Annotated in this window: 13 protein-coding genes and 1 tRNA gene; 6 read left to right on the top strand and 8 right to left on the bottom strand. The window is 75.2% G+C overall.

From position 1 onward, the window contains the following. Window positions 1–14: 14 nt before the first annotated feature. Window positions 15–2,843, bottom strand: coding sequence for an Ig-like domain-containing protein (locus tag FS882_RS02280; RefSeq protein ID WP_158370325.1), 2,829 nt, complete (start codon window positions 2,841–2,843; stop codon window positions 15–17). A gap of 163 nt (window positions 2,844–3,006) precedes the next feature. On the opposite strand from FS882_RS02280, the gene FS882_RS02275 reads away from it, so the two are divergent. Further along, window positions 3,007–4,272, top strand: a complete 1,266-nt coding sequence (locus FS882_RS02275) for a threonine/serine exporter ThrE family protein (protein ID WP_262348006.1) — start codon at window positions 3,007–3,009, stop codon at window positions 4,270–4,272. Window positions 4,273–4,348: 76 nt separating this feature from the next. Then, a tRNA-Ser gene (locus FS882_RS02270) sits at window positions 4,349–4,437 on the top strand. Between the two features lie 99 nt (window positions 4,438–4,536). Here FS882_RS02270 and FS882_RS02265 read toward each other — a convergent pair. The 7 genes from FS882_RS02265 to FS882_RS02235 form a co-directional block, all read right to left on the bottom strand. Continuing rightward, window positions 4,537–6,834 carry an alpha-galactosidase gene (locus tag FS882_RS02265; protein WP_187365089.1) on the bottom strand — a complete coding sequence of 766 codons (2,298 nt, stop codon included), beginning with the start codon at window positions 6,832–6,834 and terminating at the stop codon, window positions 4,537–4,539. A 107-nt stretch (window positions 6,835–6,941) separates the two neighbouring features. Beyond that, on the bottom strand, window positions 6,942–8,375 hold the full coding sequence (locus tag FS882_RS02260; protein ID WP_158370319.1) for a glycoside hydrolase family 1 protein: 1,434 nt from the start codon (window positions 8,373–8,375) through the stop codon (window positions 6,942–6,944). Then, window positions 8,372–10,021, bottom strand: a complete 1,650-nt coding sequence (locus FS882_RS02255; RefSeq protein WP_158370317.1) for an FAD-dependent oxidoreductase — start codon at window positions 10,019–10,021, stop codon at window positions 8,372–8,374. The genes FS882_RS02260 and FS882_RS02255 overlap by 4 nt, the downstream gene beginning before the upstream one ends. A 74-nt stretch (window positions 10,022–10,095) precedes the next feature. Then, entirely contained in the window at window positions 10,096–11,001 is a 906-nt protein-coding gene (locus FS882_RS02250; RefSeq protein ID WP_158370315.1) for a carbohydrate ABC transporter permease, read from the bottom strand. Next, window positions 10,998–11,936, bottom strand: coding sequence for a carbohydrate ABC transporter permease (locus FS882_RS02245; RefSeq protein WP_158370313.1), 939 nt, complete (start codon window positions 11,934–11,936; stop codon window positions 10,998–11,000). The genes FS882_RS02250 and FS882_RS02245 overlap by 4 nt, the downstream gene beginning before the upstream one ends. 11 nt (window positions 11,937–11,947) lie before the next feature. After that, the gene (locus tag FS882_RS02240; protein WP_187365088.1) at window positions 11,948–13,270 is read right to left on the bottom strand and encodes an ABC transporter substrate-binding protein; all 1,323 of its coding nucleotides are present in this window, start codon (window positions 13,268–13,270) and stop codon (window positions 11,948–11,950) included. 67 nt (window positions 13,271–13,337) lie between these two features. Further along, window positions 13,338–14,372: a LacI family DNA-binding transcriptional regulator gene (locus FS882_RS02235; RefSeq protein WP_158370309.1), complete on the bottom strand. Its 1,035-nt coding sequence runs from the start codon at window positions 14,370–14,372 to the stop codon at window positions 13,338–13,340. Between the two features lie 256 nt (window positions 14,373–14,628). Here FS882_RS02235 and FS882_RS02230 point away from each other — a divergent pair, with 256 nt between their 5' ends. From FS882_RS02230 to FS882_RS02215, 4 genes are all read left to right on the top strand, one after another. Next, the gene (locus FS882_RS02230; protein WP_158370307.1) at window positions 14,629–17,409 is read left to right on the top strand and encodes a lamin tail domain-containing protein; all 2,781 of its coding nucleotides are present in this window, start codon (window positions 14,629–14,631) and stop codon (window positions 17,407–17,409) included. Between the two features lie 211 nt (window positions 17,410–17,620). Further along, window positions 17,621–18,580 carry an L-lactate dehydrogenase gene (locus FS882_RS02225; RefSeq protein WP_158370462.1) on the top strand — a complete coding sequence of 320 codons (960 nt, stop codon included), beginning with the start codon at window positions 17,621–17,623 and terminating at the stop codon, window positions 18,578–18,580. Between the two features lie 12 nt (window positions 18,581–18,592). Then, window positions 18,593–19,849: an SLC13 family permease gene (locus FS882_RS02220; RefSeq protein ID WP_158370305.1), complete on the top strand. Its 1,257-nt coding sequence runs from the start codon at window positions 18,593–18,595 to the stop codon at window positions 19,847–19,849. 88 nt (window positions 19,850–19,937) lie between these two features. Beyond that, complete coding sequence (locus FS882_RS02215; RefSeq protein WP_158370303.1) at window positions 19,938–21,614, top strand: FAD-binding dehydrogenase; 1,677 nt, start codon at window positions 19,938–19,940, stop codon at window positions 21,612–21,614. The last annotated feature ends 300 nt before the right edge of the window (window positions 21,615–21,914 follow it).

The raw sequence follows: 21,914 nt of genomic DNA, 5'->3' as shown, positions 1-21,914 counted from the left end.
TCCGGGGTCCCGCCTCAGCGTCGCGCGCGGTGTCCCCGACGGAGCCGGCCCGTGGCCGTGCGCAGGGCGATGCCGCCCCCTGCCAGGGCGAGCGCGACCGCCGCGAGCGGCGCGCTGTCCGCGCCGGTCCGCGGCAGGGTGTCCCCGGCCACGGGCGCGCCGGTCCCGCCGGTCGAGCCCCCGCTGCCGCCCGACCCGCCCGACCCGCCGCTCCCGGTCCCGCCGCCGCCCCCGGTCCCGCCGCCGCCTCCGGTCCCGCCGTCGTCGCCACCGCCCGCCCCGGTGACCGTCACCGTGACCACCGCGCTCGCGCACGCCGGTGACACGTCGGCCGCGCACACCCGGTACGTGAAGGTGTCCGTCCCGACGAACCCGGGCGCCGGCGTGTACACGAGCGCCCCGTCCACGAGCGCGACCGACCCGTGCCCGGGCCCGGCGGTGACGTCCGGCGCCAGCACCGTGCCCCGGTCGTTCGCGGCGACGTCGATGGTCACGGGCGTGCCCTCGGGTGTCGTGGCGGCGTCGTCGACGGCGACCGGGTCGACCAGCACGGTGACCAGGCCGGTGCTGCACAGCACCGGCGTCCCGTCGTCGCACACCGTGTACTGATACAGGTCCCGCCCCGCGAACCCGGGTGGCGGCGTGTACGTGGTGGTCCCGCCGGAGACGGTCACGGTCCCCCCGGCGGACGTCGGGAACGTCGACGTGATCGCGACGGCGTCCCCGTCCGGGTCGCTGACGGCGGGGTCGCCCGCGACCGGGGTGTCGACGGCGGTCTCCAGGAACAGCGGCGGTGCGACCGGCGGCGCGTTGTCCGGCCAGACGTGCACGGTGACGACCGCGGTGGCGCAGTCGGTCGGGTCGTCGGGGGCGCACGCCTGGTAGGTGAACGAGTCGGTGCCGAGGTACCCCGGTCCCGGCGTGTAGACGACGGTGCCCGTCGCGGGGTCCACGGTCACCAGGCCGTGGTCGGGCGGGTCGACCAGGGTGGTCGACAGCGCGGCGCCGGGCGGGTCGTTGGCCAGCACGTCGATGGTGACGGGTCGGTCGACGAGCGTGGTGGTCTCGTCGTCGACCGCGAGCGGGTGCACGATCAGCGTCACGGTCGCGGGCGCGCTGCACTGCGCGGGGGTCTGGTTGTCGCAGACGCGGTAGGTGAACGTGTCCGTGCCGACGAACCCGGCGTCCGGCAGGTACCCGAACCTCCCGCCCGGCAGCAGGATCAGCGTGCCGTCGGACGGTCCGGTCACGGTGCTGAACCGCAGCTGCAGGTCGGGGTCGGGGCTGCTCCCGGTCACGGCGGAGACGACCGGGCGGCCCACGACCGTCTCGCGCACGAGGTCGTCGGCGGTGGGCGGGCCGGCCACGTCGGGGCCGGGCGCGACCTCGGTCGTCACCGTCTCCGAAGCGGCGGTGCCGTCGTTGTTCGAGGCGTCGGGGTCGGGGGTCGTGGCGGACGCTCGCGCGGTGTTCACCAGCACCCCGTCCGCCGGGGCGGTCCCGGTCACGGTGAGCGTGACGGTGTCGCCGACGGCCAGCGTGCCGAGCGACCAGGTGACCGTGGGCGGCGCGACCACCCCGCCGGCCGAGGCGGTGACGCCGGTGAGCGTGGCGGGCAGGTCGTCGGTGACGGTGACGCCCGCCGCGGGGTCGGGCCCGGCGTTCGTCACGTCGATCGTGTACGTGAGCTGCCCGCCGGGGCCGACGTCCGCCGGCCCGGTCTTGGTGACCTGCACGTCGGCGGACGCCGGCGCGGCCGGGTCGGCGCAGTCGAGCGCCGGGTAGTCGGCGGGCCCCGGCACCGCCAGGTCCCGCACGTCGACGTTCGTGACCGAACCCGCGCCGGTGTCGGGGAACGTGGTGCCGGGGACGTCGACGAAGATCGGGATGAACCGGGTGTCGCCGTCGAACCCGCCCTGCACGCTGGTCGTCCCGGTGAACACGTACCGGCCGAACCCGGTGACCGTGCCGTCGTCCGCGAGCGTCGTCGCGGTGAGCGCGGCGGCGGGCGTCTGCCGCCAGGTGGCCTGGTTCACGAAGCCTCCGCCGAGCGCGACCAGGCCGGTGCTGCTGGAACCGCCGCTGTTCGTGAAGCCGCCGGCGGCGCTGAGCACGCAGAGGTTGGTCAGCGAGCCGGAGCCGTTGACCACGAGGTCCCCGCCGAGCGTCGCGGTGCCCGCGTTCACGAACGGCCCGTTGACGATCGTCGTGCCCGCGGCGGTGAGGGTGCCGTTGTTGGTGAGCGACACCGGGGAGTTCAGCGTCGCCCCGCCCGGCAGCGCGAGCGTGCCGTCGTTGACGATCGTGCCGGCGGCCGGGGTGAACGCACCGGTGACGGTCAGGGTGGCGCCGGCCCGGTTGGTCACCGTCCCGGGGCCGTTGAGGGCGAGCCCGGCGAACGTGGCGGTGCCGGCGTTGTCGAGCACGAAGCCCGCGTTGACGGCGGTGGACGGCATGGTCGCGGTGCCGCCGGGCGCCACGTACAGGGTGCCGGCGGCGTTGTTCAGGTAGGCCGGGGCGAGGGTCGCGCCGGCCGCGACGCACAGGGTCGCCCCCGCGGGCAGCGCGTTCACGCCGCCGGCCTGGGTCCCGCCGGCGAGCAGCACGACCTCGCCCGGGGCGACGTCGAGGGCGGTGCCGGACGCGGAGCCGGTGACGGTCCGGGTCGGCGCGGCGCAGTCGTCCGCCGGCGCGGCCTGCGCGGGGCCGGCGCCCGGTGCGAGCGCGCCGAGCAGCAGCCCGGCGAGCGCCGCGACGGCCCACCGGCCGCGGGCGCGCCCCGCCGCCGCCCGTGCCGTCGTCGTGCCGTCCTGCCGCGCGCTGCTACCCGACCTCGCCCGCACCGTGCCCCCGATGCCTCGTCCGCCGGTCCCCCGACCAGCGCGTCCGGCCACGGTACCGACAGGCGCGCCCGGCGGCGAGGCGTGGCGGGGCGGCGCCCGGGCACCGCGCCACCCGGTACCGACGTCCCGCTCACCAGCGTGCGGGCCCGTCATCATGGTGCGCGTGCCGACCCAACCGACCGACGACGAGCTCGAGCTCATCCGCCAGTCCGGCGTCGCCCTGCGCGTCGGCCGGCTGAGCCTGTCCGCCGGGACCGGGTCGTACCGGGTCAAGTCGTCGATGGCGCGGATCGCGCGCGCGATCGGCGTCGACCGGCACGAGGCGCACGTGACCCTCACCGAGATCACCACGACGTCGCACCGCGGCCCGAGCTTCCGCACCGAGGTCGCCGAGGTCCGGTCCGTCGGCATCAACGCGGACCGGCTGGCGGAGCTCGAGCACCTCGCCGGGGACCTCGCCCGGTCGGGCCGGCGCGCGACCGTCGAGGAGGTGTCCGCCGAGCTCGACCGGATCGAGCGCAAGCGGCCGCTCTACCCCGACGCCGTCAACGCGCTGTGGGCGGCGGTCGCGTGCGCGGCGTTCGCGTTCCTCAACAACGGCGGCCCGGTCGAGATGGCCGGCGCCTTCGTCGCGGCCTGGCTCGGGCAGCTGACCCGGCGGCTGCTGCTGCACCGCGGGTTCAACCAGTTCGGCGTCACCATGCTGGCCGCCGCGCTGGCCTGCCTGGCGTACCTGGGGCTGGTGTCGGCCGTGCACGAGCTCGGCGCCACGGAGGTGCGGCACGCGGCCGGCTACGTCTCGGCGGTGCTGTTCCTGGTGCCCGGCTTCCCGCTGGTCACCGGGGGGCTCGACCTCGCGAAGCTCGACTTCTCGGCGGGCGTCGCCCGGCTGACCTACGCGCTGATGATCCTCACCTCGGCGGCGCTCGCGGTCTGGGGCGTGTCGATCGCGGTCGGGCTGTCCCCGGACCCCGAGGCCGGCCCGGTGCTGCACTCGGGGCTGCTCCTGGCGCTGCGGATGGTCGCGAGCTTCGTCGGCGTGCTCGGCTTCGCGCTGATGTTCAACAGCCCCTGGCGGATGGCCCTGGGTGCCGCCGTCGTCGGGATGGTGGCCAACACGGGGCGGCTGTACCTCGTCGGGGAGGTCGCGCCGCAGGCCGCGGCGGCGGGGGCGGCGCTGCTGGTCGGGCTGCTCGCCGCCGTGATCGCGCCGCGGCTGGGGGTCCCGCGGATCACCGTGTCCGTCCCCGCCGTCGTCATCATGGTCCCGGGGGTCTCGGCCTACCGGTCGGTGTTCTACCTGTCGAACGGCGACACCACCCAGGCCCTGGCGTACGGCGTCCAGGCGGGCCTGGTGGTCGTCGCGCTGTCGGTCGGGCTGGCCGTCGCGCGGATGCTGACCGACCGGGAGTGGGGCTTCGAGCACTGACCCGTCGCGTGCCGCGGGCGGCCCGCGCGGGCCGCTTTGCCGGGTGCCCGGGACGCCCGGTACTGTGTCGCAGTCTGGAGACGTCGCATAGCCAGGTCTAGTGCGCGACCCTGCTAAGGTCGTGAAGGGGCAACCCTTCCGTGGGTTCAAATCCCACCGTCTCCGCGTGACGAGGCCCGCCAGCCTCCTGACCAGCGATAACGCTGGTCGGAGGTGGCGGGCCTCCTCAATGGGCGGCGACGAGGCCGCGATCGCTCCGACGCCTCACGCCCACAGCGCGCGGACGAGGCTCGACGCGTTGCCGTCGCCGTCCACGGTCCGCAGGTCGTAGGTGTCGGACGTGGTGCCTGCTCGGTCGAAGTAGTAGTCGCCCCTGCTGACCTTCCAGAACGGAGCCCCGTTCTTCAGCAGCTCGACGTACGAGACCCAGGTGTCATCGGTACCGGGGGCCCAGGACAGCTCGACGCCGTCGAAGCCGACCCGCCGTGCGGGAGCAGCCGTCGCGGAGGAGGGCGCGCCGGGCGGCGTGCGGTCGTAGCCGGCACCGGGCCGGTCCTCGAGGTTGAGGTAGATGACCTCGCCGTCCCGGTAGCCGGTGATCGCGAAGCCCTGACTCGTCCACTCGGCACCGGTCCGGGTCGCTCGGGCGACGGTGCCTTCCTGCGACGACACCGTGTAGGACCGGTCCGGGGTCAGGCCCTTCGGCACGACCACGACCGACGCGCCCGCTGCGAACGCGCCCATCGGGAACGTGATGTAGCCACGCACGCCGTCCTCGCTGAGCTTGAGCAGGATGCCCGTGGGGTCCTGTCCCGCGTCCACGGTCGGCCGGTACACCCTGACGCCCCGGCCGAGGACTCCGCGGGCGCGCAGGTACCGGTACAGGTCCGCGTCCTTGCGCAGCGGCTCCAGTGCAGCGGGGCCGGCGGTGGTGTCCCCGGCGACGGTCAGGTGGAAGCTGAGCAGGTGGCGGTTGGCCGGCTGGTAGGGCGCGCCAATGTTGGAGCGCCCGTAGGAGCAGATCAGCTTCTCGGTCGGGTACAGCAGCGACGACCAGTACCCCTCGGCGCGCGAGGCCGGGCCGTCCTGCTGCAGCACCAGGTCGGACAGTGCGGCGGTGCCCATGGTGAGCAGGCCGCCGCCGTCCGAGCAGAGCTGGAGCGACGCGTCGGGGTTGTCCTCGACGAACGTCCGCAGGACCTGCATGGTCGCGTGCGCCTTGACCGGGTCGCCGGAGTCGGCCCCGAAGTCGGTCTTCAGCTGGAACGGCCCGAACTCCGCCTGACGGGCGTTGACGACCTGCCGGATGTGGGCGACGACGTCGGGTCGCCGGATGTCCAGCCCGGCCTTGCGGTCGGTCGGGTCGACCATCCAGCCCGGGTGCGCCGCCGCCACCGCCGAACCGGCTTCAGCGCCCCACGGGACGAGCCAGAGGCCGAGGTGCTGACCGTGCCGTGCTGCGTGGGCTCGGTACTCGGCGAGCGGTTCGTCCGGGCGGTCGTTCCAGTCGCCGACCGCGTCCTGCCAGCCGTCGTCGATCCACACCATGTCGCCCCCGAGGTAGGCGAGCTGCTCGATCTTCTGCACGATCGTGGTGCGGTCGGAGCCGTATCCGCCGTACCTGATCATCGGGAAGTAGGCGTCGTGCGTGTGTTCCCACAGGTAGCGGTACGTGAAGCCGAGCAGGGCGTTGCCCATGTCGTCGATGTCGCCGCGGTACAGGCCGATGCGGCCGAGCGGGCCGTGGATGGTGGCACCGGGCGCGAGCGCCGTCGCGGTGGTCGTGCGTGGCTCCACGAGGATCTTGCCGTAGGAGTCGCCCACGTTCAGGACCCAGTTGCCGGTGTAGTCCCAGGTCACGACGATGCCGTCGCCGGTGTCCGGGTCGCGAAGCGTGAGGAACTCCGCGTGGCCGTTGCCTCCGCGCCCTCCCGGGTTGCGCAGCCCGGAGGCCATTGAGAACGGCCCCTGGAGCTGGTGCCACGGGCTGGTCGACGCCTTGTCACCCGTCATCGTGTACAGCTGGACCCGGGAGGCGTCGCCACCGAGGACGCGCATGCTCACGGCCGAGCAGTCGGTGACCTCGAGCGGGCCGGCGGTGCGGTTGGTCACGTGCGTCCGGTCCTCGACGAACGCCGTGCCGGGGTAGAGCAGGTAGGTGCGGCGCACGCCGAGGACGGCGTTCTGCAGGTCGATCGTCAGCACGAGCACCCCGTCCGCGCGGCGGCCGGTGGTCTGGCCCACGAGCGTCCACCCGCCGGACGAGCCCCGGTGGTCGACGCCGCCCGCGCGCACCCGGAACTCGGCCGACACGCCGGACTGCTGGAACTGGCGACCGGTCGCCCGGTTGAGCAGCGAGGTCTGCTGGAACGTGCCTGCGGAGAAGCGCAGGACGCGCTCCAGGGTGGCCGTCCGCAGCGTCCAGGTCCCCGCCGCGGCGTCGTAGGTCACGGACGCGTCCTGAGAGGTGACCGTCCCGGCGGCGGCGCTGCCGGCGCCGAGCGGGAGCGCGGCCGCGGCGGAGGCCGCGACGATCCCCGCCATCACGGTCCTGCGCGGCACCGGCCTCGTGGTCCACCACGCGCCCTGTCCGCGGTTCGGGTCTGACGTCATCGTCGTGCCTCCTCCTGGTGTGCGGCCGGCCGGGGCGTGCCCGGCCGGCCCGGTGGTCAGGCGTCGGGGACGACGCCTGTCGCGGCCACCCGTGCGTAGAGCCGGCCGCTGTCCTTCACGGTGCGGGCCAGGGTGGCGTAGTCCACATGCACGAGCCCGAAGCGCTGGCTGTAGCCGCAGGCCCACTCGAAGTTGTCGAGCAGCGACCAGGCGAAGTACCCCAGCACGTCGGCCCCGGCGCCGACCGCGTCGGCGACCGCGCGCAGGTGCCGCACCAGGTAGTCCTGCCGCGGCAGGTCGGCGACGCGGCCGTCGGCACCGACCTCGTCCGGCCACGCGGAGCCGTTCTCGGTCACGACCAGCCGGACGCCGGCAGGGCCGGTGTACTCGCGGTGCAACCGGAGCAGCAGCGCGGTGAGGCCGTCCGGCTGGACCTCCCAGCCGATGCCGGTGCGCGGCAGCCCGCGCGAGTGCAGGTGGATCCCGTCCGGCAGCGGCAGCGGCGACGAGGTCGGCCGCCCGCCGGTGGGCAGGGGGACCGGGGGGTGCGGATCGGGACGCGCGGAGACGGCCTCGCCCGCGTAGTAGTTGAGGCCCAGCACGTCCACGGGCGTCGCGATGGCGGCGAGGTCGCCGTCGCGGACGACACCGGGCAGCACGTCGCCCAGCCCGCCGGCGGCCAGGTCCTCGAGGAGGTCCGCGGGGTACGCGGCGCGGAACAGCGGGTCGAGGAACACCCGGTGCTTCTGCGCGTCGATCCGCCGGGTGGCGTCCACGTCTGCGGCGTCGGTCGGGTCGACCGGGGTCTGGGGTGCGAAGTTCAGGGTCACGCCGAGCGTCGCCCCGGGGTCGACGGAGCGCAGCTCGCGCGTCGCGAGGCCGTGCGCGAGCAGCAGGTGGTGCGCGGCGCGCAGGCCGTCCGCGGGCGACTGCCGCCCGGGGGCCTGCTCGCCCGCGGTGTAGCCGAGGAACGCCGAGCACCACGGCTCGTTCAGCGTGGTCCACACCCGTACCCGGTCGCGCAGCGCGTCGTGCACCGTGAGCGCGTACTCGACGAAGCGCTCCGCGGTGTCGCGCTCGGCCCAGCCGCCGCGCTCCTCCAGCGCCTGCGGCAGGTCCCAGTGGTAGAGCGTCACCCAGGGGTCGATGTCGTGCTCGAGCAGGGCGTCCACCAGGCGGGAGTAGTAGTCCAGGCCCCGCCGGTTCACACCGCCGGGGCCGGTCACGCCGTCCGGGCGCACCCGGGCCCAGGAGGTGGAGAACCGGTACGCCCCGAGCCCGAGGTCGGCCATCAGGGCGACGTCCTCGCGGTACCGGTGGTACTGGTCGCAGGCCACCTCGCCGTCGTCGCCGCCGAGCACCGCGCCCGGGACCCGGGCGAACGCGTCCCAGATCGAGTCGGTGCGCCCGTCCTCGTGCGCCGCGCCCTCCACCTGGTAGGCCGCGGTGGCCGCGCCCCAGAGGAAGTCGGCCGGGAACCGGGCGGTCACCGGGCGTCCCCGGCCAGCACGGTCTCCTCGGTGGGGACGTGGTCCTGCACCGGGCTCCACTCGAGCACCTCGCGCGGCCAGTGCAGGGTGACCCCGAGACGACCGGTCAGCGTCGCCTGGACGGCGGCGACCTGCTCGGGGTCCGCGTGCACGTCCTGCGGGGCCAGACCGGTGCGGGCGCAGTGCTCGGCGAGCGCGCCGACGGCCTCCCCGATCGACCACTCCACGGGGTGCAGGCGGTAGGCGCCGTTCGTGATGTGCGTGGTGCCGATGTTCTTGCCCGCGGGCAGCAGGTTGCGCACCCGGACGGGCACGAGAGCGCCCAGCGGGATCTGGAACGGCAGCGAGTCGATGTCGACGTACGTGCGCCCGGACGTGCTCGGGTGCAGGTCGATCCGGTAGTAGCCCAGCCCGACGGTGTCGGCGAACTGCTCGGCGGGGACGCCCGGGCCGCGCATCTCGCGGCCGATGTGCGCCTCGGTCACCGTGAACCGGGCGCGGATCCGGCGGGACTCGCGGATGTACGGGGCGACGGCCAGGTGGTCGTCGGAGCCGAGCAGGTCCCCGCGGGGGCGCAGACCGGGGTAGCCGGTGCCGCCGTCGTGCCGGGGTGCCTCGGTCTGCATCCAGTACAGGAACGACAGCGACAGGTCCCGCGCCCCGGCCAGCGCCGTCGCGCGGTCCTCGGCGGTGCCGCCGACCAGCGGGGCGGCCCAGTAGTCGATCTGCGGCCAGTTGACCAGGGAGACGTCGTGCTCGAGGAACCCGGGCCGGAACTGGGTCCGCGCGAGGATGCGGCGGTAGTGCCACAGGTCCTCGACCCGCGGCGCGTCGGTCGGTCCGTCGAAGATCGGTCGGGTGCGCCGCTCGAGCGTGATGGGTTCCACGTCCTCCCAGGACAGCTGCGGCCCGGGCCAGAACGGGTCGACGTGGCTGCGCCAGTGGTCGTAGCCCGCCGGGCGGTCGATGGTGTGGTCCTCTCCCGGGCGGTACTCCACGGCGAAGCACCAGGAGACCGCCTGCTGGTCCCGCGGGTCCGCGACGTCGGGGGCGTGCAGCTCGCCGGTCTCCTCCCGTGCCTCGGCGCCCACGACGTGCTCGACGCCGGCCAGCGGCAGCACGTCGCCGAGCTCGGTGGCGTCGACGAACAGGGGCGCCGTGAGAGTCCGGGCCTCGCCGGACGCCACGTGCCGCACGGTGACGGCACGCACCGCGTCGCCGTCGACGTCGGCGGCGTCGGGCACCCAGCCGCGCAGCACCCGCACCCGCCCGGCGGCGATGTGCGGCGCGAGCATCCGGTCCAGGACCGCACCGCCTACCCACGGCTCCGCGCACACCCGGGACACGAAGCCGAGCCCCGGGTTCAGCTCGGGGTCGGCCGCGGCTGCCGGGGTCAGCGGGTACCCGTCGCGGTACCAGTCGCGGATGCCGTCGCGCAGCCGCCGGTAGCTCGGAGAGGTGAGGTCGCTCTCGACCCAGGGGTGCTCGTCGGGCGGGACGGCCTGGGTGGTGAGCTGACCGCCGAGCATCGCGTGCTCCTCGGTCAGGACCACCCGCAGGCCCAGGTCGGCGGCGGTGAGGGCGGCGGCGACGCCGCCGAGGCCGCCGCCGAGGACGACGAGGTCGGCGTGCAGGTCGTGGGACACGTGTGGCTCTCTCTCCGGGCGCGGCCGCGTGGCCGGCCCGCGTGGTGCGCGGTCGGGTGGGTCGGACGGGGGGCTCAGCCCTTGACGGAGCCCTCGGTGAGGCCGGAGATGAAGTGGCGCTGGTTGAACAGGAAGACGATCAGGACGGGCAGCGTCACGAGCACGGCGGCGGCCATCAGGGCGCCGTACTGGACGTTGCCGCTCCCCAGGAACCGCGTGAGCGCGAGCTGCACCGTCTGCATGTCCTGCGAGCTGGTGACGACCAGCGGCCAGAGGAAGTCGTCCCAGACGCCGGTGAAGGTGAAGATCGCGACGACCGCGACCAGCGGGCGGGCCAGCGGGAGGTAGATCTGCCGGAAGACCCGCAGCTCGCCCGCGCCGTCGATCCGGGCGGCCTCGGCCATGTCCAGGTCGAAGGCCGAGAAGAACTGCTTCGCCAGGAAGATGTTCATCGGCATGATCAGGTAGGGCAGGACGACTCCGCCGAGCGAGTCGAGCAGCCCGGTCCCGCCCTGGCCGAACACGTCGTTGCCCCCGGTCAGGGGGAACGTCTTGGCCATGAGGAACAGTGGGATCAGCGTCACCGACACGGGGATCGCGACCGTCGAGACCAGCGTGTAGAAGATCGCCGTGCTGCCCCGGAACGGCAGCAGCGCGAACGCGTACCCGGCGGCGATCGCCAGGACGCAGTTGGTCCCGACCGCGATCAGGGTGACGACCAGCGAGTTCAGGAACGCCCGGCCGAGCCCGCCGCCGGACAGCGCCCGCACGAAGTTCTGGATCGTCGGGTCCTCGGGCACCAGCCGGGCCGACCCGAATGCCGCCTCCTCCGGCGTGAACGCCAGGGACACCATCCACAGGAACGGCACGAGCACCAGCGCCGTGGCCACGACCAGGACGAGGATCGAGCCCGGGCTGCGCCGGTCGCCGCGGGTGCGCCGCGGGACGCGTCGGGAGCGGGTGGGGGCGAGCGCGGTCATCGGTTCCTCCCCTGCAGCCCGCGGATGGACAGGAACGAGAAGCCGATGATGAGCGCGAACAGCACGAACGCCATCGCCGAGGCCGTGCCCATCTGGTTGTACTGGAACGCCTGCTCGTAGATCAGCACGTTGACCGTGGTGGTGGACCCGAGCGGGCCGCCCTGCGTCAGCACGAAGATCTCGGCGAACGACTGGGACAGGAAGATGATGTCCATCGTCACGACGTAGGTGAGCATCGGCCGCAGCCCGGGCAGGGTGACGTGCCAGAACTGCTGCCAGGCGTTGGCGCCGTCCATCCGGGCGGCCTCGTACAGGTGCCGCGGGATGGACTGCAGGCCGGCGAGCAGCAGCACCATGTTGGAGCCGAGGGCCTTCCACACCCGCATCACCGACACGGCCGACAGCGCGGTGTCGGGTTCGTACAGCCAGCGCTGCGGCCCCATCCCCAGCACGTCGAGCAGCTCGTTGACCAGGCCGTTGCGGGAGTAGATCCACAGCCAGACCATCGACACCGCGGTCAGGGACACGATGTGCGGCAGGTACAGCGCCGACCGGAACAGCCCCACGCCGCGGAACGGCCGGTTGGCCAGGATCGCGAGCACCAGCGCCAGCGGCACCAGCACGGGCAGGACCTGGAGGACGTACCGCAGCGTCACCCCGATCGACCGGCGGAAGCCGGCGTCCTGCGCCAGGGCGACGTAGTTGTCGAACCCGACGGGCTGCGGGCCGGTGCGGCCCAGCGGCGAGTACTCGGTGAACGACAGCCCGAGGCCGTACACGACCGGGACGAGGGTGAAGGCCACCACCACGACGGCGGCGGGCAGGACGAACCACAGGCCGGTGAACCGGCCCCTGCGGCGACGGCGGGGCGGCGGGCCCCCCGCCGGGGTCGTCGCTGCGGCGACCCCGGCGGGAGTGGAGACGACAGCGCTCACGGGTGGTGTCCTCAGCCCTCGGCCCCGATGAGCGCCCCGACCTCGTCGGCGGCCGTCGACAGCGTGGTCGGGACGTCCGCGCTGCCGAACAGCGCCTCCTGCAGCCGGGCGTCGAGCGCGTCGCGCATGCCCACCCAGCCGGTCACGTTCGGGTTGGGCACGAAGGTCGGCGCGGCCTCGACGAACGCCTGCATCACGGGGCTGCCGCTGACGTAGTTGGACTCGGCCGCCGAGGCGTGCACGGGCACCGCGCCGATCCCCTCGGTGTACTGCGCCGCGACGTCGGGGTCGAGCATGTACGAGATGAAGTCCCAGGCGAGGTCCGGCGCCGGCGAGTCGGCGTTGATCATCAGGCCGGGCCCGGCCCCGCCCCACATCGCGGGGTCCGCGCCCTCGAACGACAGGGCCGGCAGGACGCGCAGGTCCTTGTCCGGTGCCGCCTCGAACGCCTGCTTCATGGCGGGCGGCGTCAGCAGCGCCATCGCGGCGTCGCCGAGCACCAGCGGCTGCTGCGCCGGCGGGAGGTTGACGTAGTCCTCGCCGAGCATCCCGGCGACCGGCTGGTCGCCCGTGAACAGGTCGACGTAGTACTGCAGCGCCTGCTCGCCCTCCGGCGAGTCGAAGGCGACCTCGCCCCCGTCGTCGGAGAGCAGCGCGCCGCCCGCAGCGGACAGGAAGCCGGCGAACGCCTGCTCCGTGCCGATCGGGTTCGACGGCACGAGCAGCCCGGACCGGGTCACCGTGCCGCCGTCGCGCTCGGTCAGCTGCTGCGCGGCCTCCAGCACGCCCTCCCAGGTGGTGGGCGGGTCGTCCGGGTCGAGGCCCGCTGCGGTGAACGCGTCGGCGTCGTAGGCCACGAGCATGCCCTGCAGGGACAGCGGGATCAGGTACTGCGTTCCGTCCACCTGCCCACCGGGCAGGCCCGCGGCGACGTCCTCGGCCAGCGCCGGGTCCAGCTGGTCGAGGTACGGCGTGAGGTCGGCGACGCGGTCGTTGGCCACGAAATCCGCGACCGCAGCCGGCCCGTGACCGAACACGTCGGGCGCCGTGCCGGCCGCGAACGCGGCGTTCAGCTTGGGCGACAGGTCGCCCCAGTCGACGAAGGTCACCTCGACGTCCGCGCCGGTCTCCTCCTCGAACGCGGGGACGATGGTGCCGTTGACCAGGTCGATCTCCGCCTGGTTGGCACCCGGGAACCACACGGTGATGCTGTCGGCGTCGCCGCCCGGGCTGTCGTCTCCGGCCGGCGCGCCCTGGGCGCAGCCGGTGGTGAGCAGCCCGAGAGCAGCGACCACGGCGACCGCCGCGGTCCGGCGGTGGGAGGTGCTCGTCATCGAGTGTCCTTCCTGATTCGTAACAGCAAGCCGGGGGCCTGCCATGTGGGTGGAGGGTGGAACGGGTCTACGGGTGGGGCGGGGCGGCGACGGTGACCGGGTCGAACGGGCCGCACGGGACGACGTCGCGGTGCTCGGGGCCGAGCTGCCCGTCCAGGACGCCGAGCAGGACGCTCACCGCCCGGTCGCCCATCTCGCGCCGAGGCACGTCCAGGTGGCTCCATCCGGCGAGCGCCCCGGACACCTGGTCCAGGACGACGACGGACAGGTCGCGCGGCAGCGCGAGCCCACGCTCCCCGGCCGCGCGAGCCACGGCCTGTCCGACCTCGGGGGTCTCCAGCAGCAGGGCGGTCGTGCCGTCGGCGAGCAGCGCCGCCAGTCGATCGGCGTCGAAGGACGTCGGCTCGGCGAACTCCTCCGCCGTGACCGTCAGCCCGCGCGCCGCGGCGGCCGCGGTGAAGGCAGCGTGCCGCTCGTGCTGCGGCGAGAACCGAGCAGCGGGCCCGAGGTAGGCGACACGGCGGTGCCCGGCGGCGGCCACCGCGTCCACGACGGTAGTGGTCCCGGCGGCGTAGTCCGCCGTCACGTACGGCGCGGGGGCGCCCGGCACCTGGCGCCGGCCGATGAACACGAACGGGTAGCCCTCGGCCGCGAGCATCGCGACCTCCTCGCTGGACTGGCGGTGGCCGAGGATCACGGCGCCGTCGGCGAGCCGCAGACGGTTGCCCCGCTCGCCGTAGATCCGGCGGGTGCCGTCGGCGCGCTCGGTGGACGCGAACAGGATGAGGTCCTGGCGCAGCCGTACCGCCGCCTGCTCGATACCGACGAGGAACTCGTGGTAGTAGTCCTCCACCGCGACCGGGAACACCGACTCGTAGGTGTGCACCCCCAGCAGCCCGTTGCGACCGCCGCGCAGCGAGCGCCCGGCGACGTCCGGGACGTACCCGAGCTCGGAGATCGCGGCGCGCACGCGCTCCTGGGTGGCGGCGGCCAGGTGGTACTGGTCGGCCTTGCCGTTGAGCACCATGGACACCGCCGCCTGCGACACCCCGGCGACGCGCGCGATGTCGCGCTGGCTGGGCTTGCGCGACTTCGTCGTCACCGGACCTCCTCGCTAATACGAAGCAGCACGGTAGAACGCCACCAGGGCCCCCGTCAATGCACGTGGCCGTGCGGTCCCCGTCGCCTCCGGGCTCCTGCTACGCCCGCCCGGTTTGTCCGGGCGCCGGCCGCCGCCGCGTCGCCCGCCGTTCACCGGCCGTTCGCGCCCGCACGCGACCCTGCGCACGACCCTCCTGACCTGCGAAAGGCCCTCCGTCGTGCGACAGACCTGGCGATCCCCGGCGACCGCCGCCGCCGTGACCCTCCTGCTCACCTCCGCGCTCGGCACCGCGGCGCCGGCGCTCGCGGCGGGCGGGGTGCCCGCGGCGGCCCCCGTCCTGGGCACCGTCGCGATCAACGAGGTCGACGTCGCGCAGGACTGGGTCGAGCTGGTGAACACCGGCTCCGCGCCGGTCGACGTCTCCGGCTACGTGCTGAAGGACGACAAGGACGACCGCACGCTCGCGCTGCCCCCGGGCACGGTGCTGGCGCCCGGCGGGTACCTGGCGGTGGACACGGACACGGACGGGGACCCCGCCGGGTTCGGGCTCGGCAAGGCCGACACGGCCCGGCTGTACGCCGCGGACGGGACCACGCTGCTCGACGCGTACGCCTGGACCCAGGAGCCGGCGACGAGCTGGGGCAGGTGCGCCGACGGCACGGGGGAGTTCACCACGACCGCCTCGGCCACGAAGGGCGCCGCGAACGACTGCGCCCCGCCCGCCGCCGGGGGTGCCCTGGTGATCAACGAGGTCGAGTCCAACGGCGACGACACCGACTGGATCGAGCTGATGAACACGGGCACGACCGCCCTCGACCTGTCCGGCTACGTCGTCAAGGACGACGACGACGGCCGGACCGACCGGATCGCCGCGGGCACCGTCGTCGAGCCGGGGGCGCTCCTCGTGCTCGAGGGCGAGACCGCCACCGACCCCGACTTCGGCTTCGGTCTCGGCGGTGCCGACGCCGCGCGGATCTTCCTGCCGGACGGCGTGACGGAGGTCGCGTCCTACACCTGGACGGCGCACGCCGTCGGCACCACCTACGGGCGCTGCCCGGACGGCACGGGCGCGTTCGCCACGACCAGCGTCTCGACGAAGGGCGCACCGAACGACTGCCGCGTCCCGGTGCGGATCAACGAGGTCGAGTCGAGCGGCGGCACCCCGGGCGACTGGGTCGAGCTCGTGAACACCGGCGTGGCCGAGGTCGACCTGTCCGGCTACCTCTTCGCCGACGCGGACGACACCCACCGGTACCCGGTCCCGGCCGGCACCACGATCGCCGCCGGCGGCTACCTCGTGCTCGACGAGGCGGCGTTCGGCTTCGGCCTCGGCGGCGCGGACAGCGCGCGGCTGCTGACGCCGGACGGCGCCACGGTCGTCGACGCGTACTCCTGGACGGCGCACGCCGGCACCACGTACGGCCGCTGCCCCGACGGCGCGGGTGAGTTCGCCAGCACCGCCGCCCCCACCAAGGGCGCGCGCAACGAGTGCGCAGGGATCATCACCTCCGAGACCTGGCCGGGTGGCGCGGACGTGCGCACGCTCGACGCCGAGGGCACCTTCGCCGGCGACCTGAGCGGCCTCGACTACGAGCCGTCCGGCACGAGCGCCCCGGGCACGCTGTGGGCCGTGCAGAACGGCGACGGCCTGCTCTACCGGATCGTCCCGGACGGGCAGGGCGGCTGGGCCCCGGACGCCACGCAGGGCTGGGGCGCCGGCAAGGTGCTCGCCTACCCCGCGGGCACCGGCCTGCCGGGCTCGGTGGTCGACGCCGAGGGCGTCACCCTGGTGGGCGACGACAGCGCGAACGGGATCTACGTGTCGTCCGAGCGCGACGGCGGCGCCGCGAGCAAGGTCAGCCGGCCGTCGGTGCTGCGCTACGACGCGACCGGCACCAGCGGCACGCTCACCGCCACCCGGGAGTGGAACCTCGCCGCGGACTTCCCGGGGCTCGGTGCCAACGCGGGGCTCGAGGGCATCACCTGGGTCCCGGACAGCTTCCTGGTCGCGCGGGGCTTCGTCGACGCCACGACCGGCGCCGCCTACCAGCCGTCCCGGTACCCGGGGCACGGCACCGGCCTGTTCCTCGTCGGCGTCGAGGGCACCGCGGCGGTCTACGCCTACGCCCTCGCCGACGACGGCGGGTCCACCCGGGTCGCGACCATCGAGACCGACCTCGCGCTCGTCGCCGACGTGCAGTTCGACGCCGACCGCGCCGCGCTGTGGGTCGTCTGCGACGAGGCCTGCGAGGGCCGGACGGCGCTGTACGAGATCGGCGCCGACGGCGCGTTCGCCGCCACGCACGTGTACGACCGGCCCGCCGGCTCGGCGAACATCGCGAACGAGGGCTTCGCGCTCGCGCCCCGGGCGGAGTGCACCGACGGCACGGTGGCGACGTTCTACGCGGACGACGCGGCGACCGACGGGCACTCGCTGCGCGGCGGGACGCTCGACTGCGACCCGGTCGACCCGGGGACGGACCCCGGGACGGACCCGGGCACCGACCCGGGGACGGGGCCCGGGACCGGCCCCGGCGCCGGTCCGGGCGCGGGTCCCGGCGCCGGCCCGGGGACGACGCCGGCCACCCCCGGCACGGGCGCCGGGCCGGCCGCACCGGCCGCTCCCGCCCCGGTCGCGCCCGGCGCGCTGACCGAGGCCACCCGCGGCCAGGTCCGGGTCCCGTCCTCCGCGGCACCGGGCGGGACGATCACGATCACCGTCGGGACGGCGCACGCGGGCGAGACGGTCGACGTGTGGCTGCACTCCACCCCGGTGCACCTCGGACGGGTGGTCGTGGCGACGGACGGCACCGTGCGGGTCGCCCTCCCGGCGGACGCCCCCGCGGGCGCGCACCGGGTGGCGGTGGTCGCGGCCGACGGCACGCTGATCGGCTGGGACGACCTGAGGATCACCGGCGCCGGGCGCCTCGCCGTCACGGGCGCGGAGGCCGACGCCGCCGCCGCGGCCGCCCTGGCGCTGGTCGCGGCCGGCGCGGCGCTGGTCGCGGCGCGCCGCCTCCGCCGGTCGCCCGCCTGACCCGCGGGGCCGCTCGGGGCGCGGGCGGGCCGGAGAGCGTCGGCGCAGGCCCTCGGCGGGACGGGGCAGCCGCGGCCCGTTCCCAGCGGGCGCCGCGCGGCCTAGCCTGGAGCGCGCCGGGGGTGCCGGCGTTCGCGCGGCGAGGGGGGCTGCTGTGGCAGAGGAGCACGGACACGTCGAGGGGCTCGACCGGCCGGCGGAGGGCGGGACCGTGCCGGTCCGCCCGCCCACGGCGAAGGTGTCGGTGATCGGCGCGGGCTCCGTCGGCGCGACGCTCGCGTACGCCGTGCTCATGCGTGGGGCGGCCCGGGAGGTCGTGCTGCACGACATCGACACGACGAAGGTCCGGGCGCAGGCGCTCGACCTGGCGCACGGCATCCAGTTCATGCCGATGGCGCACGTCGTCGGCACCGACGACATCACGGCCTGCGCGGGGTCGGACGTCGTGGTGGTGACGGCGGGCGCCAAGCAGGAGCCCGGCCAGAGCCGGACCGACCTGGCCCGCGCGACGATCGGCCTGATGCGGACGATGATGCCGCGGCTCGCCGAGGTGGCGCCGGACGCGGTGTACGTGATGGTGACCAACCCGGTCGACGTCGTCACCCGTGCCGCGCTCCGGTACTCCGGGCTGCCGCGGGAGCAGGTCCTGGGCTCGGGCACCGTGCTCGACTCGTCGCGGTTCCGGTACCTGATCGCGCAGCACGTCGGGGTCGCGGTGCAGAACGTGCACGCCTACGTGGCCGGCGAGCACGGCGACACCGCCGTCCCGCTGTGGACGGCGGCGACGATCGGCGGCGTCCCGCTGCTGGAGCTGGACCCGCTGCCGGGCCGGGAGCCGCTGACCCGGGAGGTCCGGGACCGGATCGCGCACGACGTGGTGCACGCGGCGTACGAGATCATCGCCGGCAAGGGCGCCACCAGCTACGCGATCGGGCTCGCCGGCTCCCGGATCGTCGAGGCGATCACGAACGACGAGCACCGGGTCATGCCGGTGTCCTCCCGGCTGGACGGGTACGGGGATCTCGGCGACGTGTGCCTGTCGGTACCGACGGTCGTGAGCCACGCCGGGGCCGGCACCCCGCTGCGGGTGCCGCTGTCCGACGAGGAGGCCGCCGCGCTGCGGCACTCCGCCGACACCCTCCGCGAGGTCGCGCGGCCGTTCGGTCTCTGAGCGGGCCGGGACGTGTCGGACGCCGCGGTCAGTCTGCTCGTGCTGGCCGCGGCCGTCGTGCTGCTCGTCTGGAACCGGCTGCCGGCAGCGCTGGTCGCCGTGCTCACCGCCCTCGCGCTGGCCGCCACCGGGGTGCTGACGCAGCAGCAGGCGCTGGCCGGCTTCGGCGACCCCGTCGTCCTCTTCATCGCCACGCTGTTCGTGCTCAGCGAGGGGCTGCAGGCCACCGGGGTCACCGCCTGGGCGGGGGACCGCCTGCTCGAGCGGGCCGGCACCTCCCGCGGCCGGGTGCTGGTGGCCGTCATGGCGCTCGCGGCCCTCTCCTCGGCGCTCGTCACCCCCAACGGGGCCGCCGCCGCGGTGCTGCCGGTCGCGGCGCTCGTCGCCCGCCGGGCCGGCCTCGCGACGTCCCGGCTCGCGATCCCGCTGGCGTACGCGGCGAGCGCCGGGGCCCTGCTGACCCTCAGCGGCAGCCCGGTGAACGTCATCGTGTCCGACGCTCTGGCCGAGGCGACGGGGGAGCGGTTCGGGTTCGTCGAGTTCGCCTGGCTCGGCGTGCCGCTGACGCTGGTCACCGTCGCCGTCACCGTGCTGCTCGGCGGGCGGCTGCTCCCGGACCGCGTGCCCGCGACGCCGCCCGCGGGCGCGACGGTGCACGAGGACCCGCGGCTCGGGTGGCCGGCCGCCCGCGCCGTGCTGGTGCTGGTCGCGACGATCGCGCTGCTGGCGTCCGGCGCGGTCGCCCCCGCCACCGCGGGGCTGGTCGGCGCGGTCGCGATGGTGCTGGCCGGGGTCGTGCAGGTGCCCCGGGCGCTGCGGGCGGTGCCCTGGGAGACGCTGATCCTCATCGGCGGGCTGATCCCGCTGTCCGTCGCGATCGCGGAGTCCGGCGCCGCCGACCTGGTGGCGGACGTGGTGGTCGGGCTGGTGCCCGAGGGCGACGGGCGGGTGCTGCTCGTCGCGCTGTTCGTGCTCACGGTCGCGCTCGGGCAGTTCGTGTCGAACGCGGCGACGGTGCTGGTCGTGGCGCCGATCGCGCTGGCCTCGGCGGAGCACGTCGGCGTCGCCCCGGCGCCGGTCCTGATGCTGGTGGCGGCCGCCGGGGCGGCGTCGTTCCTCACCCCGGTGGCCACCCCGGCGAACATGATCGTGAAGGACCCGGCCGGCTACCGGTTCGGCGACTACTGGCGACTGGGCGCCGTGATCACGGTGGCCTGGCTCGTGGTCGTCGTGCTCGTCGTGCCGGTGGTCTGGCCGCTGCACCCCTGACGGGGTCGGCGCCGCGCCCGGCCCTCTCGCTAGGCTCCCAGCAGCCGGCACCGCGACGGGGCGGAGCCGCGGGCGGCGGGGGGTGCGCGTGGACGCGGACGTCATCGTGGTGGGCGGCGGCCTGGCGGGGCTGGTCGCCGCCGACGAGCTGGTGCGGGCCGGCCGGCGGGTGGTCCTCGTCGAGCAGGAGAGCCCGGCGAACCTCGGCGGCCAGGCGTGGTGGTCGTTCGGCGGGATCTTCCTGGTCGGCAGCCCGATGCAGCGCCGGTTCGGCGTCCGGGACTCGCTCGACCTGGCGTGGCGGGACTGGCAGGGCACGGCGGGCTGGGACCGGCTGGACGGCGACCTGCCCGAGGACGCCTGGGCGGTGCGCTGGGGGCGCGCGTTCGTGGAGTTCGCCGCGGGGGACGCCCTGCCGTGGCTGCACGAGCGCGGCGTGCGGTTCACGCCGGTGGTCGGCTGGGCGGAGCGGGGCGACGGGCTGCCCGGCGGGCACGGCAACTCGGTGCCGCGGTTCCACGTGCCGTGGGGGAGCGGCACCGGGATCAGCGAGCCGTTCGCGGACCGGGTGCGCACGGCCGCGGCGGACGGGCGGCTGGTGCTGCGGTTCCGGCACCGGGTGGACGGCCTGGTCCGCACCGACGGGGCGGTCACCGGCGTGCACGGCGCGGTCCTCGCCGGCGACGGCGCCCCCCGCGGGGTCCGGACCAATCGCGACGTCGTCGGGGACTTCACGCTGACCGCCCAGGCGGTCGTGCTCGCGACCGGCGGCATCGGCGGCGACCACGAGCGGGTGCGCCGCTGGTGGCCCGACCGGCTGGGCACGCCGCCCCGCACGATGCTGACCGGCGTGCCGGCGTCCGTGGACGGGAGGATGCTCGACATCGCGGCCGCCGACGGGGTGCGGCTGGTGAACCGGGACCGCATGTGGCACTACACCGAGGGGATCGCGAACTGGGCGCCGGTGTGGCCGGGGCACGGCATCCGCATCCTGCCCGGGCCGTCCTCGGTGTGGTTCGACGCGCTGGGCCGGCGGCTGCCGCCGCCCGGGCTCCCCGGCCACGACACGGTCGGCACCCTCCGGCTGCTGCGGGCGGACCCGGACCTGCAGCCGTACGACCACTCCTGGTTCGTGCTGACCCAGAAGGTCATCGAGAAGGAGTTCGCGCTGTCCGGGTCGGAGCAGAACCCCGACATCACCCGCCGCGACTACCGGCTGCTGCTCCGCACGCGGCTGGGCCGCGGGGCCCCGGGTCCGGTCGAGGCGTTCAAGGAGCGCGGCGAGGACTTCGTCGTCGCGGGCTCGCTCCGAGAGCTGGTCGCCGGGATGAACGCCCTCACCGCCGAGCCGCTGCTGGACGCCGGCGCGATCGAGCGCCAGGTCCGCGAGCGGGACGCCGAGCTGGCGAACCCGTTCGGGAGGGACGCGCAGCTGCAGAGCATCCGGAACGCGCGGCGGTACCGCGGCGACCGGCTGCTGCGGGTCGCCCGGCCGCACCGGGTGCTCGACCCCGCCGCCGGGCCGCTGATCGGCGTGCGGCTGCGGGTCATCACGCGCAAGACGCTCGGCGGCATCCAGACGGACCTCGACAGCCGGGCGCTCGGGCTGGACGGCGCGCCGGTCCCGGGCCTGTACGCGGCGGGCGAGGCCGCGGGGTTCGGCGGCGGCGGGGCGCACGGCTACCGGGCGCTGGAGGGCACGTTCCTGGGCGGGTGCCTGCTGACAGGGCGGACGGCCGGGCGCGCGGTGGCGGCGGCGCTCTGAGGGGCCCGCGCCCCGACCCGCTGCCTGCCACCTACAGGGAGCTCGCGCCCCAGGTGCCGGCCCGGGTGGACCCCTCAAAGGCCCGGGTCCCCCGCGGCTGAGTGGTGCCGCCGACGTAGCGTCGAGGACGTCGAGGCGCGCCAGGGACGCGATCCCGCGCCGCGACCGGCGTGCGGTGCGCGCGGCGGGACGGGACATCTTCTCCAGGGACCCCGGCCGCCGCGCACGGCCGGCCAGGGCCGACCGCCGCCGAGCCCACCGGCACGCTGCGCCCCGGCCGGCGGGTCACGCGTCCCGCGC

This window comes from Cellulosimicrobium cellulans (assembly GCF_007679345.1).
GTDB classification, from domain to species: Bacteria; Actinomycetota; Actinomycetes; order Actinomycetales; family Cellulomonadaceae; genus Cellulomonas; species Cellulomonas cellulans_A.
Note: the sequence above shows the minus strand (reverse complement) of the source record. Positions and strands in the feature narration are given on the sequence as shown.

What these genes read in the sequence shown, in the direction of transcription:
- FS882_RS02250 (WP_158370315.1), bottom strand. Translation starts at nt 11,001, where the DNA reads ATGACCGCGCTCGCCCCCACCCGCTCCCGACGCGTCCCGCGGCGCACC.
- FS882_RS02240 (WP_187365088.1), bottom strand. Translation starts at nt 13,270, where the DNA reads ATGACGAGCACCTCCCACCGCCGGACCGCGGCGGTCGCCGTGGTCGCT.